The sequence below is a fragment of the Cupriavidus sp. CER-90 genome, from assembly GCF_057652055.1.
In genome coordinates this window covers 1,572,984-1,586,669 of the sequence record NZ_JBYGYM010000002.1, presented here as the reverse complement: position 1 = coordinate 1,586,669, position 13,686 = coordinate 1,572,984, and the positions used below count along the sequence as shown (strand labels likewise).

Annotated in this window: 14 protein-coding genes; 11 read left to right on the top strand and 3 right to left on the bottom strand. The window is 66.8% G+C overall.

The window, feature by feature from the left end:
* The first annotated feature begins 11 nt into the window (after positions 1–11).
* From AC24R4_RS17845 to AC24R4_RS17830, 4 genes are all read left to right on the top strand, one after another.
* A complete protein-coding gene (locus AC24R4_RS17845) occupies positions 12–407 on the top strand; it encodes a DUF488 domain-containing protein (protein ID WP_487523434.1) in 396 nt (131 codons plus the stop codon).
* A gap of 73 nt (positions 408–480) precedes the next feature.
* Positions 481–1,725 (top strand): nucleoside recognition domain-containing protein, encoded by a 1,245-nt coding sequence (locus tag AC24R4_RS17840; protein WP_487523433.1) that lies wholly within the window; start codon positions 481–483, stop codon positions 1,723–1,725.
* 388 nt (positions 1,726–2,113) lie between these two features.
* Entirely contained in the window at positions 2,114–4,222 is a 2,109-nt protein-coding gene (locus AC24R4_RS17835; RefSeq protein ID WP_487523432.1) for an FUSC family protein, read from the top strand.
* 117 nt (positions 4,223–4,339) lie between these two features.
* Complete coding sequence (locus AC24R4_RS17830; protein WP_153946438.1) at positions 4,340–4,618, top strand: DUF1488 family protein; 279 nt, start codon at positions 4,340–4,342, stop codon at positions 4,616–4,618.
* 49 nt (positions 4,619–4,667) lie between these two features.
* On the opposite strand, the gene AC24R4_RS17825 is transcribed toward AC24R4_RS17830, so the two are convergent.
* Positions 4,668–5,135, bottom strand: coding sequence for a universal stress protein (locus AC24R4_RS17825; RefSeq protein ID WP_400396110.1), 468 nt, complete (start codon positions 5,133–5,135; stop codon positions 4,668–4,670).
* A gap of 216 nt (positions 5,136–5,351) precedes the next feature.
* On the opposite strand from AC24R4_RS17825, the gene paaA reads away from it, so the two are divergent.
* From paaA to AC24R4_RS17790, 7 genes are all read left to right on the top strand, one after another.
* On the top strand, positions 5,352–6,362 hold the full coding sequence (gene paaA, locus AC24R4_RS17820) for a 1,2-phenylacetyl-CoA epoxidase subunit PaaA (RefSeq protein WP_400396108.1): 1,011 nt from the start codon (positions 5,352–5,354) through the stop codon (positions 6,360–6,362).
* Positions 6,363–6,375: 13 nt separating this feature from the next.
* Positions 6,376–6,666 carry a 1,2-phenylacetyl-CoA epoxidase subunit PaaB gene (gene paaB / locus AC24R4_RS17815; protein WP_153946435.1) on the top strand — a complete coding sequence of 97 codons (291 nt, stop codon included), beginning with the start codon at positions 6,376–6,378 and terminating at the stop codon, positions 6,664–6,666.
* Between the two features lie 10 nt (positions 6,667–6,676).
* Entirely contained in the window at positions 6,677–7,525 is an 849-nt protein-coding gene (gene paaC, locus AC24R4_RS17810; RefSeq protein ID WP_487523431.1) for a 1,2-phenylacetyl-CoA epoxidase subunit PaaC, read from the top strand.
* 13 nt (positions 7,526–7,538) lie between these two features.
* Positions 7,539–8,180 carry a 1,2-phenylacetyl-CoA epoxidase subunit PaaD gene (gene paaD / locus AC24R4_RS17805; RefSeq protein WP_487523430.1) on the top strand — a complete coding sequence of 214 codons (642 nt, stop codon included), beginning with the start codon at positions 7,539–7,541 and terminating at the stop codon, positions 8,178–8,180.
* 13 nt (positions 8,181–8,193) lie between these two features.
* On the top strand, positions 8,194–9,279 hold the full coding sequence (gene paaE / locus AC24R4_RS17800; protein WP_400394041.1) for a 1,2-phenylacetyl-CoA epoxidase subunit PaaE: 1,086 nt from the start codon (positions 8,194–8,196) through the stop codon (positions 9,277–9,279).
* A gap of 218 nt (positions 9,280–9,497) precedes the next feature.
* Positions 9,498–10,295, top strand: a complete 798-nt coding sequence (locus tag AC24R4_RS17795; RefSeq protein ID WP_400394043.1) for a DUF1835 domain-containing protein — start codon at positions 9,498–9,500, stop codon at positions 10,293–10,295.
* A 44-nt stretch (positions 10,296–10,339) separates the two neighbouring features.
* The gene (locus AC24R4_RS17790; RefSeq protein WP_400394045.1) at positions 10,340–10,957 is read left to right on the top strand and encodes a TetR/AcrR family transcriptional regulator; all 618 of its coding nucleotides are present in this window, start codon (positions 10,340–10,342) and stop codon (positions 10,955–10,957) included.
* A gap of 40 nt (positions 10,958–10,997) precedes the next feature.
* On the opposite strand, the gene kefC is transcribed toward AC24R4_RS17790, so the two are convergent.
* Together kefC and kefF are read right to left on the bottom strand one after the other, a co-directional pair.
* The gene (gene kefC, locus AC24R4_RS17785) at positions 10,998–12,818 is read right to left on the bottom strand and encodes a glutathione-regulated potassium-efflux system protein KefC (protein ID WP_400394046.1); all 1,821 of its coding nucleotides are present in this window, start codon (positions 12,816–12,818) and stop codon (positions 10,998–11,000) included.
* Positions 12,815–13,405: a glutathione-regulated potassium-efflux system oxidoreductase KefF gene (gene kefF / locus AC24R4_RS17780; RefSeq protein WP_400394048.1), complete on the bottom strand. Its 591-nt coding sequence runs from the start codon at positions 13,403–13,405 to the stop codon at positions 12,815–12,817. Before kefF ends, kefC begins: the two co-directional genes overlap by 4 nt.
* Positions 13,406–13,686 lie beyond the last annotated feature (281 nt).

Below are 13,686 nucleotides of genomic sequence, written 5' to 3'. Positions count from 1 at the left end.
GAGAGATTACGATGACCATCCGCATCGTCAGGCTCGGCGAACCGCGCACCCAGGGCGAAGGCCTGCGCATGGGCACCGTTCGCCGCCCGCCGCGCGGGGTGCCGAAAGCCGAATTCGCCAGCCGGGATTTCTACGATGTCTGGTATCCCGTGCTCTCGCCGTCCGCCGAACTGGTGTGTGAAGCCCTGGCAGCCCAGGCTACCAACGATCCCAAGGCATGGCGCGCCTTCGAGAAGCACTTTCGTGCCGAGATGGCCCAGCCCGATGCCAGCCGCACGCTCGATCTGCTGGCCGCCTTCTCCCATCAGACGAATTTCTCGCTCGGTTGCTATTGCGAGGATGCGTCGCACTGCCATCGCTCGATCCTGCGGGCGTTGCTGGCGGAACGCGGGGCCGACATCGCGTGAGACCGGCAGGCTATGATGCTGGGCTTCGCCGCGACCCACGTGGCGAAGTCCTCCACTGGCCTTATTTACGTCGATGGCACTGAACCTCGTCTGGCTCGGATTCTTCCTACTTTCCTTCCTGGCCGCCTGTGTGCGGCTCATTGGCGGCGACACCACGGTGTTCCCGGCCCTGCTGACCAGCCTTTTCGACAGCTCCCGCACTGCGTTTGAGATTTCTCTCGGCCTGGTCGGCGTGATGAGCCTGTGGATCGGCATCATGCGGATTGGCGAACGCGCCGGGGTCATCGACCTGTTCGCGCGGCTGGTGAACCCGTTGCTGCGCCATTTCTTCCCGGGCGTGCCGCAGGGGCATCCGGCGCAGGGCGCGATGATGATGAATGTGTCCGCCAATATGCTCGGGCTGGACAACGCGGCCACGCCGCTGGGGCTGAACGCGATGCGCGAACTGCAGTCGCTGAACCGGCAGCCGGACACGGCGACCAACGCCCAGATCATGTTCATCGTGCTGAACACGGCCGGTCTGACGCTGATTCCGACCTCGGTCATCGCCATTCGCCAGGCCATGGCCGTCAAGCAGGGGTTGGTCAATTTCAATGCCGCCGACATCTTCCTGCCCACGCTGCTGGCCACGGGCGCGTCGTGCCTGGCCGGGTTGCTGGCCGTGGCGTGGGTCCAGCGACTGAACCTGCTCAAGCCCGCCGTGCTGGTCGCCTTTGCGGTGGCGGGCCTGGGCGTGGCCGGCCTGTTTGCCTGGCTGCGGCACGCCCCGTCCGAGCAGGTCAGCCAGATGACGGCGCTGGCCGGTAGCGGCTTTATCCTGTCGCTGATCACGCTGTTCCTGGTCTGCGGCGCGCTCCGGCGCGTCAATGTCTACGATGCCTTTATCGACGGCGCCAAGGAAGGTTTCGGCGTGGCCGTGCAGATCATTCCTTATCTGGTCGCGATCCTGGTGGCGATAGGACTTTTCCGGGCCAGCGGCTGCATGGACGTGGTCATGCATGGGCTGACCGCCGGCTTTACGTGGCTCGGGGTCAACACCGATTTTGTGCCGGCACTGCCCGTGGGGCTGATGAAGATCCTGTCCGGGGCCGGCGCCCGCGGCCTGATGGTCGATGTGATGACCACCTACGGCGTGGATTCCTTCCAGGCGCGGCTTGCCGCCATCATCCAGGGATCGACGGAAACCACCTTCTATGTGCTGGCGGTCTACTTCGGCAGCGTCAATGTGCGTAATACCCGGCACGCCCTGGGTTGCGCGCTGTTCGCCGACATCGTCGGCATGGGTGCCGCGGTGTGGATTGCCTACCTGTTTCGGTGACGTTCCCGCCCGTGTTGTACGACAACAACGGTGATTGTGCTGGTTTGCAGTCATTTTTTTCGATGCTGCTTGGTGCGTCGCAACAAGTCGTGTATAGTGAAGTCTGTCTCCTCCACCACCTCGGTGGATTCCAACCCGCGCACAACCTGCGCGGGTTTTTTTTACCCAAAATCTGGGGAATCCCGCCCCGACCGAAGTTCTTTCAATCGTAGAACTTCGGAAATGTGACAATTGCACCGTGTTGCGTCACATTTCCCGCCGCTGGTGCGATACCGCACACTTGCCGGGCAAAGGCGTCCGGATTGACGGAAATGTTGCGACGCAGCAATAGTCCCCGTAGAGTGGACTCCGTACTCACCCTGAGACGTCCACGCCAACGCCCCCGACCATGCGCCGCGTCCCGCGCTCACTCTCCTTCTGGCCCGATTCCGCCTTCCTGCAGCGCGGCGTGGTCTATGCCGTTTCGTTTTTCGCCCTGGCCAGCATTGCCTGGCTGACGGGAGACAACGGCTATCTGTGGTCGGCCACGGCTTCGATCTGGACGTGTCTGGCAGATCGGCAGGGTACGGCTGGCGCTCGCATGCGGGGGCTTGGCGCGGTGGGGGTCGGCGGGGCCGCGGCCAGCGTGCTCGGCGCCAGCCTGGCGTCGTCGCCTCTGATCGCGCTGGCGGTCGTGGTCTGCGCGGGCCTGGTCGCCGGTCTGGCGGAAATACGCGGCCCCGCCGCCGCACTGTGCTTCAAGCTGCTCTATGTCGTGCTGATCGCCGCGTGCCTGCAGCCGGTGGCCGAACCGTCGGTGCTGGTTCATGCCTGGACGGCGGGCGTGGATTATCTGCGCGGCGGCGTGTTTGCGTGCCTGATTTCGCTGGTGCTGATTCCCTCGCAGCGCGATGCACGACCCCGGCCCGAGATCACCGCCGTCTACGACGCGCTCCGGCGCTTTGCCGAGCACCTGGCGGCGCCGGGGCTGCAAGACACCTCGCTATACAAGAAAGAAATCCGCCTGCGGATCGAAGCCGCGCGCACCGCCGTCATGGGCCGGCGCGGCATGGTCGATCCGGTGGGCATGCTGCACTACGCCTACGCGGTCACGGTGGCCGACGCCATCTTTGCGCTGCTGATCGTCGCCGGCGAACTGCGCGAGCGGGCGGGCGGAGAGCACAGCCTGCCTCTGGCATATGCCGCGCGGTGCCTGGCCGATACGCAGGCGCAGGTACGGCAGGCGCTGACCCGCCATGCGCCCGATCTGCCCGCCCTGAGCGCCATGCTCGATCGCGATGTGCGCAGGCTGATCGGCCAGCGCGCCAACGCCGGCGCCCCGCCGGCCTATCAGTCCGCCCTGGCGGCGCTGGCCCAGCATCCTTCATTCGATCGCTGGCGCGAATCGTTTGCCTGGCCCAATGCCGGACTGGCCGGAATCGTCGACCGGATCGGCCATACGCTTGCCGATATCGCGGCACGTGATGCCAGAATCACGAGACATGCGCTGCGGATGGCGTTCGCCGGCGGCCTGAGCCTGCTGCCATCGCAACTGCTGCAGGTCGATCATGGCTATTGGGTGGCCGTCACGGTGATCATGGTATTGAGTCCGCGCCTGCAGACCACGCGGCAGATCTCGTTCCACCGCTTTGCCGGCTCGCTGGCTGGCGCCTTGCTGGCTTGCCTGGTCGGCCTGGCCCATCCGAGCCCGACACTGGCGCTCGGGCTGAGCGCCATGTTCCTGGCCGCCGCCTACGCCCTGCGGCTCGCCGGCAGCGCCGGCGGCTTCGCATTCTGCCTGACGCCGGCGGTCATTCTGTTTTCGGGGCTGGGCGAGCCCGCGTCGAGCAGCAGCCATGTGGCCGCGCTGCGCGGCATGGATACCGCCATCGGCTGCCTGATCGCGCTGGCCAGCTATTACATACTGGCCCCGCGCGCCGAGTTGTCGCGCGCGTACCGGCACAGCCTGGACGCGCTGTCCGTCAATGCCGTCTACCTGCGTGCCGCGATCAGCACTGCCCGCAGCGTCACGCCGGCCCGCATGCGGCTGGAAGCCCTGCGCGTGGCGGCCGGCCGGGCTTCCACCCGTGCCGAAGACACGCTGGCCCAGTGCGCCGCAGACCTCGACCCACGCCTTGGCGCGGCCCATGCCGCCCTGCACGTCACGGCGCGACGCATGGCGTCGCTGGCCGGCCTGGTCCGGGCGGGCGCGGAATCGGGAGAAGTGCATGCCGCGCCCGGTGCCGCCATGCAGTCGTTGCTGACCGATCTGGAAGCCCGCCTGGCCGAAGTGGCCGTGCGGCCGGGTCGCACCGGGGTCAGTGCCGCGATTGCCTCCGCGCGCATGGCGCCGCTGACGCCGTCCGATGCCCCGTTCGAACACTTCCTGGCCGAACAGTGCGCCTACGCGGATGCGCATATCGATAGCGCCCATCAAACCGTTTCGCACCTGCGCGCGCTGGCGGCCGAGCAGGCCGAGGCGGGGCGCGTCCGGCTGCCGGGCGCGCGGGCCGGCTGACGCAGCGGATCGGGGCTTGCCCTGAGACACGGGCCTGCCCACTTGCCTGGCCACCGCGATTGCCTATATTGAACGGATATCCGCGATTTCCCCGTTCCCGGCAAGACGAGGTACGCCATGGTCGATATCACCTTCCCCAGCGCCGTTCCCACCTATTGCGGGGCCAGCCTGACGCTGTCCTGCCCCGCCACCGTGAACGGCACCCGGTCGCAATACTCGGTCACGGCAGAAGCACTGGAAGCCTATTGCGGGGCGCAATCGGCACGCGAGGAGGATCTCGTCCGCGCCTTCACCAGCAACCGCAGGCGTATCGAACAGCTCGCGGAAACGCTATTCGAGCTGACCGAAGCCCGCGAGATCGTGCTGCGCGGCGGCCATTTCCGGTTCGCCGGCTGACCTCCGCGCTGGCGCCGGCGGCCCGGCATGGCTGGCTGCCCGCCGACGGTCAATCGGCGGATGCCTGGCCGCGCACCAGCAGCACCGGCGTCGTCGATTGGCGAATCACGGCCTCGGCCACGCTGCCCAGCACCAGACGACGTACGCCCCGGCGGCCATGGGTGCCGATGACCAGCAGGTCCGCGCCCCATTCGCTGGCGGCCGCATTGATCGATCCCGCGATGTCGCCGATCACGGCCGGATCGGTCACCAGCTTCGTCTCGAAGGGCACGCCGGCATTGCCGAGCACCCGGCTGGCGGCCTCGAGCGCCTTCTTGCCGCTGTCCACATAGGGCCGTTCGATCTGCGTGGGATCGTAGAAACCCGCATCGAACAGCATCACGCCGTTATCGACCACATAGAGCGCCAGCACGGTGCCGCCGCCGCTGGCCACCCGAATCGCCTCCTGCAGTGCCAGATCCGACGTGCTGCTGCCATCCACAGCCACCGCGATCTTGCCGTAAGCCTTGCTCGACATAGCCTTGCCCTCCATTAAGACGTGGAAGCTCGATACTACACGTGGCGCCGAATCCACGTGTCCATCAGAAAACTATAAATTGACCGACCAGTCGGTTTATATTTATATTTAGCCGACTGACCGACCCCACAACAGTCCGCGCCGTTCTCGGCCGTATCGCGCCCGCGCACCCCAAACAGGTCGGCCCCCGCCCAAGACGAACGTCAAGGAGACGTGATGTACACACAGAGCCTCGACCTGCCAGGCCAGCCGCAGCATGGGCCCATATCGGCCGACGCCGACCAGGCCACGCGGCAGGCCGCCTTTGACGCGCGCATCGCCGAAGACGCCAAGATCGAGCCGATGGACTGGATGCCCGAGGCCTACCGCAAGACGCTGGTGCGGCAGATCTCGCAACATGCGCATTCGGAAATCATCGGCATGCAGCCCGAGGGCAACTGGATCAGCCGCGCCCCGTCGCTCAAGCGCAAGGCCATCCTGCTGGCCAAGGTGCAGGACGAAGGCGGCCATGGCCTCTATCTATATAGTGCGGCCGAAACGCTCGATGCATCGCGCGACGACCTGCTCGATGGCCTGCACAGCGGCCGCGCCAAATATTCGTCGATCTTCAACTACCCCACGCTGACCTGGGCCGACGTCGGCGTGATCGGCTGGCTCGTCGATGGCGCGGCGATCATGAACCAGATCCCGCTGTGCCGCTGCTCGTACGGCCCTTACGCGCGGGCCATGATCCGCATCTGCAAGGAAGAGTCGTTCCACCAGCGCCAGGGCTTTGACGCGCTGCTCAGCATGATGCGCGGCACCGAAGCCCAGCGCGCCATGGTGCAGGACGCCGTGGACCGCTGGTGGTTTCCGGTGCTGATGATGTTCGGGCCGCCGGACGCGGCGTCCACCAACAGCACCCAGACCATGGCCTGGGGCATCAAGCGCATTTCGAACGACGACCTGCGCCAGAAGTTTGTCGATGCCACCGTCGAGCAGGCCAGGGTGCTTGGCGTGACGCTGCCCGACCCCGGCCTGGTCTGGAACGACGAGCGCGGCCACTACGACTACAGCCCGCTGGACTGGGAAGAATTCTGGCGCGTGATCCATGGCGACGGCCCCTGCAATCGCGAGCGGCTGGCCACGCGCGTGAAGGCGCACGAAGACGGCGCCTGGGTACGCGAGGCGGCGCTGGCCCATGCCGAAAAGCGCGCCAGGCGCGCATCCCCGGCCAAGGCGGCCTGACCCGGAGACCACCATGACACAACAAAAGGAATGGCCGCTGTGGGAAGTTTTCGTCCGCAGCAAGCAGGGCCTGGAACACAAGCACTGCGGCAGCCTGCACGCCGCCGACGCGCAGCAGGCGCTGCACATGGCGCGCGATGTCTACACGCGCCGGCAGGAAGGCGTGTCGATCTGGGTGGTGCCGTCGGCGGCCATCACGGCCAGCGCGCCGGCCGAAAAGGCGGAGCTGTTCGACCCGGCCGCCGACAAGATCTACCGCCACCCCACGTTCTACCAGTTGCCCGACGAAGTGAACCATATGTAAGGCCGGCCCCATGACGCAACCCAACGTAGCCGACGGCATCGCCCTGGCACGCCTGCCCCTGGTGCAGACGGCCCCCCTGCAATACGTGCTGCGCCTGGCCGACAACGCGCTGATCCTGGGTCAGCGCAACGCCGAATGGTGCGGCCACGGCCCGGTGCTGGAAGAAGACATCGCGCTGGCCAATATCAGCCTCGACCTGATCGGCCAGGCACGCCTGCTGTACAGCCACGCCGGCGCGCTGGAAGGCCGGCTGACCGGCCGCGTGCGCCACGAGGACGACTACGCCTACTGGCGCAGCGAACCGGAATTCCGCAACTGGACGCTGCAGGAACTGCCGCACCACGGCCCACTGGCCGGCACGGCGCGCGCCGACCGCGACTACGCGGTCACCCTCATGCGCAACTTCCTGTACAGCGCGCTGATGGCCGAACTCTGGCCGGCGCTGGCGCGCAGCACCGACACCGAGCTGGCGGCCATCGCGGCAAAGTCGGCCAAGGAGGTGCGCTACCACCTGCACCATGCCGCCGACTGGGTGGTGCGCCTGGGCGACGGTACCGATACGTCGCACGCGCGCATGCAACGGGCGCTCGATCACCTGCTGCCCTATATGAACGAGTGCTTCGTCGATGACGCGGTGGAGCAGCAAGTGGCGGCGCAGGGCGTGGGCGTGCTGACGTCCAGCCTGCGTCCGGCCTGGGAGGCCACCGTTGCCGCCACGCTCGATGACGCCACCCTGCGGCGGCCGGCCCCGTCGGCCTTCGTGTCCACCGGCAAGCACGGCGTGCATTCCGAACACATGAGCTACCTGCTGGCCGAACTGCAGGGGCTGGCGCGGGCCCATCCGGGCGCGCAGTGGTAATGCGAGGCCGGCCATGCGCACCGTTCCCGCACCGATGACACCGGCTCCGGCATCGCCATTCGCGCCGACATTCGCGCCAACATTCACCCACGGCGGCGCCTCCACGCCCGCCGGTTCCGCGGTTTCGCCCGAAGACCGGCTGGCCCGCGCCTGGGCCGCGCTGGAAGCCGTGCCCGACCCCGAAATCCCGGTCGTGTCGATCCGCGACCTCGGCATCCTGCGCGACGTGGCGCTGGCCGATGACGGCCAGACCATCGAGGCCATCATCACCCCCACGTATTCGGGCTGCCCCGCGATGTCGCAGATCGAGGAAGACGCCGGCCGCGCGCTCGAAGCCGCCGGCCTGGCGCCGTGGCGCGTGCGCACCGTGCTGGCACCGGCCTGGACCACCGACTGGATCACCGAAGCCGGCCGCGCCAGCCTGCGCGCATTTGGCATCGCGCCGCCGGGCCGGTGCGCCAGCCCGGCCACGCACGGTGGCAACGTCCAGCCATTGCGCTTCGTGGCGCGCCAGCCGCAGGCGCCGGCCATTGCATGCCCGCGCTGCGGCAGCGTCCACACGCAGGAGCTGTCGCGCTTTGCCTCCACGGCCTGCAAGGCGCTCTACCGCTGCCTGGATTGCCGCGAGCCGTTCGACTACTTCAAACCCTATTGAGCACCGCCGGCCCATGACCCCACAGTTCCATCCGCTACGCGTGGCGCAGGTTCGCCCCGAGACGCCGGACACGGTTTCGATTGCCTTCGATGTCCCGCCGGACCTGCGCGATGCCTACCGCTTCACGCAGGGCCAGTTCCTGACGATCAAGGCCCCCGTCGAGGGCAAGGACGTGCGCCGCTCGTACTCGATCTGCTGCGGCGTGCAGGATTACGACGATCACGGCGAACTGCGCGTGGCCGTAAAGCTGGTGGACGACGGCGTATTTTCCACGTGGATCCATGACACCGTGGCCGTCGGCCAGGTGCTCGACGTCATGACACCCGATGGCCGCTTCCACGTGCCGCTCGATCCCGATGCATCGCGCCATTACGTGGCCTTTGCGGCCGGCAGCGGCATCACGCCGGTGCTGTCGCTGATCCGCACCACGCTGGCGCAGGAGCCGCGCAGCCGCTTCACGCTGGTCTATGGCAACCGCAGCGTCGATTCGATCATCTTCTCCGAGGCGCTCGAAGACCTGAAGAACCAGTATCTGTCGCGCTTCACGCTGTACCACGTGCTGTCGCGCCAGCCGCAGGAGGTGGATCTGCTGCATGGCCGGCTCGACCGCGACCGCGTGACCACGTTCCTGCAAACCCTGCTGCCCGTGGACGACATCGACGCGGCCTTCGTGTGCGGCCCCGCATCGATGATCGACGAAGTCGAGGAAGCCCTCAAGGCCGCCGGGCTGGACCCGCACCGCATCCACGCCGAGCGATTCGGCGTGCCGCTGACCCAGCCCCGCCCGGCCCCGCCCGCCCATGCCGACCAGGCGGGCACCGCCGAACTGGTGGTGGTACTGGACGGCAAGCAGCACAAGATGCGCCTGCCTTTGACCGATGGCAAAGTGCTGGACACCGCGCTGGCGGCCGGGCTGGACCTGCCTTATGCCTGCAAGGGCGGCGTCTGCTGTACCTGCCGCGCCAAGGTGCTGGAGGGCAAGGTCGAAATGGAAAAGAACTACACGCTCGAACCGTGGGAGATGGAAAAGGGCTTTGTCCTGACATGCCAGGCGCGCGCGCTGACGCCCCGGGTGGTGGTCAGCTACGACGAACGGTAAGAGCCGACCAGCGGGGCTGACCGATGTCAAGGGTGTCGGGCCTATGGCGGGAATCCCACATGTCAGACTGCCGCCGATGCCCGGCCGGCGTCGCACCGTGATTACAATGGCGGAACACGCTTCATGCGTCGCATCGCCCGCCGGGCGGCCGCCTGCCGGCGGTGGCGGCGGCCGCATGCGGAGGTCCGGCACCCGTCGCACCCTATACAATCACGGTCATGCAATACATACATGTCGTCAACGGCGATGTCGCGGGCAACACGCTGCGCCAGGCGCTGGCCCAGGCTGCCCGGCCCGACCCGGTGGTCGTCCTGCGCGACGATCTTGCCGTGGGCCCGATCGCCGATATCGACAGTACCGGCCTGATCCGCTCGGGCTTCTGGCAGCGCGTGGCGCCGCACACCGATATCGACTTCGCGGCCGAGATGCGCCAGGCGCTGGATCAGCTCCAGCAACTGCGTCGCGACGACATGGAAGTGGCCATCTGGCATGGCCAGAGCGCATCGGACCAGCTGATGCTGCGCCGGGTGGTGTTCCACCTCTACCAGGCCCCGCAGCGCATCAACGAAGTGGCGATGGACCTGCGCGAGCTGGAAGCCCCCACGCACGGCAGCCTGACCGCCATCGGCATGTATCCGTCCGCCCGCCTGGCACGTCGCTTTTCGACGATCGCGCCGGTCTCGGTGCTGCGCCTGGGCCGGCTCGGCTACGAGTGGCAGCAGAACGTCAAGGAAAACGCCGATGTGCGGCTGTGGAAGGGCAATACGCTGGTGCCGGCGGCCTATCACAACGTCGACGACGTGATCCTGGAGCGCGCCCCCGACGACTGGACGCCGGCCGCGCAGGTGGTGGGCAGCGTGATGGGTGCCATCGAAGGCCTGCTGGCCAGCGACTGGTTCGTCTTCTGGCGCTGCCGCGAGCTGGTCAGCACCGGGCCGCTGGCGCTGCGCGGCGACCCGCAAAGCCTCGAATCATGCGAGATCCGCCGCAACCGTCTCGCCGCCCACACCGATTGACGCCGTACCGATAACAGAACAACAGGCGGATCGATCCGACCCCTATGGCACGAACCAAGGCGCCCGATTTCGAGGCGCAACGCGAACAGATTCTCGACCTGGCGGCCGCCGCCTTTGCCGCCTCCAGCTACCCCAGCACCTCGATGGCCGACCTGGCTGCGGCCTGCGGTACGTCCAAGGCCCGGCTCTATCACTATTACGAGAGCAAGGAAGCGATCCTGTTCGACCTGCTGGACCGCTACACCCGGCAGCTGATGCAGATCGTCACCGATGTGGAGGCCGAAGGCACGCGCCAGTCGCGCAGTCATCGCGAGACATTCGGCCATCTGCTGCGCGCCTTCCTGGCGGAATACGAGACATCGCAAACGCGCCATATCGCGCTGATCAACGATGTGAAGTTTCTGGCCGAGGAGCAGCGCGACCAGATCCTGCAACGCGAGCGCGACGTGGTGGCGGCGTTCGCGCGCCTGCTGCAGCGCGCCTATCCGGAGCGCGTGACACGCGACAACCAGACCGCGCTGACCATGACCGTGTTCGGCATGATCAACTGGACCTTCACCTGGCTCAAGCCCGGTGGCCGGCTGTCCTATGCGGCCTTCGCCGAGATGGTGGTCGGGCTGCTCGAGCACGGCCTGGCACCGGGCATGCCGGGCGCCCGCTGAGCCCGTCGGGCCGGCCGGGCGCACGGCTGCCGGGGCAGCCTCAGGACCATTCGGCGTCTTCCAGCTTGCGCCGCTGGTCGCGGTCCTGGCGGAACATCTCCTCCAGTTCGTCGCGCGCCTGCTTGGCCATCGAGACCAGCTTTTTCTGATCCTTGTAGTACGGGTAGAAGCGGTCGATGGCCTCGATATTGTGGCGCCGGAAGCGCAGCGCCACGCTGCGCGCCTCCACCCGGTCAAAGCCCAGTCCCTCCAGCACCTTGCGTCCCAGCATCAGCGAACCTTCAAACATCTCGCGCTCGTAGTTGTCGATGCCGATGCCGCGATCCATGAGCTGGTAGACGTGCGACACATGCCGCGCGCGCGTGTAGATCTTCAGGTCCGGCCAGCGGTGGCGCACCTTGTCGATCAGGCTCAGGTTGTCGTCCAGGTCCTCGATCGCCACGATCATGATCTTCGCCTCGCCGGCGCCAGCCGCTTCGAGCAGGTCCATGCGCGTGGCATCGCCATAGAAGATCTTGAAGCCGTACTGGCGCAGGAATTCGATCTGGTCGGGATCATGGTCCAGCACGGTCACGCCGATGCCCTGCGCATACAGCAGGCGCCCGATGATCTGGCCGAAACGGCCAAACCCGGCAATGATCACAGGATTGTGATGATTGGTGATCTCGTCGTCGGGCCGCTTCGACATCGCGTTCAGACGCGGCGCCAGCAACTGGTCGAACAGCAGCAGCAACAGCGGCGTGGCCACCATCGACAGCGCCACGATCAGCACCAGCAGCGCCTCGGTTTCCTTGGGCAGCAGGCCGACCGTACGCGCCTCGGCAAACACCACGAACGCAAACTCGCCGCCCTGCGAGATCAGCAGGCCAAACAGTAGCCACTGCCCGCGCGACACCCTGAAACGCTTGGCCAGCAGCGTCAGCACCGCCGTCTTGATCAGCACGAACGCCGCCACGAAGCCCATCACCTTGCCGGGCTGCTGCGCGAGGATGGCGAAATCGATCGACATGCCCACCGCCATGAAGAACAGTCCGAGCAGCAGGCCCTTGAACGGCTCGATGTCGGCCTCCAGCGCATGGCGATATTCCGAGTCCGCCAGCAGCACGCCGGCCACGAAGGTGCCAAGCGCCATCGACAGGCCCACGGCGTCCATCATCAGCGCGATGCCGACCACCAGCAGCAGCGAAAACGCGGTGAACATCTCGCGCATGCCGGTGCGGGCAATCACGCGCAAGGCCGGCCGCACCAGGTAGCGGCCGCCTACGACCACCGCGCCAATCACGGCCACCGCCTTGGCGGCGGTCTGCCAGTTCTCCGGGCCGTGGGCCGTGGCACCCGCGCCGTCCGCGGCCAGCAGCGGCAACAGCGCGATCATCGGAATCGCGGCGATATCCTGGAATAGCAGAATGCCGAAGCTGGCGGCGCCGGCGCCGGTCTGCATCAGGTTGCGCTCGGCCAGCGTGGCGAACGCAATCGCCGTGGACGACAGCGCCAGGCCCAGCCCGGCGACGATGGCCACCTGCCAGGGCGCGCCGAACAGCGCCGCAACGATGCCGATGGCCAGCGCGCACGCCGCCATCTGTATCGAACCGTAGCCAAAGATGCTCTGCTTCAGCGCCTTGAGCTTGCGCGGCTCCAGTTCGAGCCCGATCACGAACATCATCAGCACGACGCCGAATTCCGAGAAATGGAGGATCGACTCGACGTTGGTCACCAGGCGCAAGGCAAAGGGACCGATGGCGGCACCCGCGATCAGGTAGCCCAGCACCGCGCCCAGCTGGAACCGGCGCGCGACCGGCACGGCCACCACGGCCGCCACCAGGAACACCAGCAGGGCAATCAGGAAGTCATGCTGGTTCATGGCGCGTCCTCCCCGCTGACCTCGGTTGCGGGCCAGTCCTGTGTTTCCGGGGGCAGCGGCGGGGCTGCCAGATGGCGCGCCACATGTTCGATGTGCAGCGCCACGGCGTCGGTGTCGGCGCGGTCGGCATCGTGCAGCACGACCGGGGGCATCCAGCTCATGCCGCACTGCAGGGCGGTCTGCTCCAGCGGCAGCAGGAAATCGCCGATCGGATGGCCATGGGCGCCGTCGGGACCATAAGCATCGGCCTGGCCGCCCGCGCTGACCACGGCCAGCATCGACTTGCCGCGCAGCGCCGTGCCGCCCGGACCGTAGGCCCAACCCAATTCGAGCACGTCGTCGAGCCAGAGCTTCATCAGCGCCGGCACGCTGTACCAGCGCACCGGAAACAGCAGCACCACGGTCTCAGCCGTGGACAGCAGCCGCTGTTCCGCTACGACGTCGATGTCGTAGTCGACATAAAGGTTGTAGAGCTCGCGCACTGCCACATGGGGCAGTTGGGCAAGCGCTTCGGCAAGGGGATGGTTGACGCGCGAGCGTCGAGGCGCGGGATGCGCATAGATCACAACAATCGGTGGCTCGTTCATGAATGGGGCGTTGTCTTTCCCTTGAGGGATCGATGCGACAGACAAGCCAGCCGGTGCGGCGTTGCAGCAAATCCACAACCCACACACCAGCGGCGTCCCAGCCGCGTTCATAACCTGTTGAATTGTCAGCGTTTTTTGATATGCATCGCTTTCGCGCCACAGTTCGGCGGACGGGTAGCTTACGCGTTACTGACAATTCCACTACAATACTTTTCGCGCCGCAGCAACCTAGTGTTTGCCCGAATCCCGCATTCTGGATCACAAATCCAACGCATGCCGCA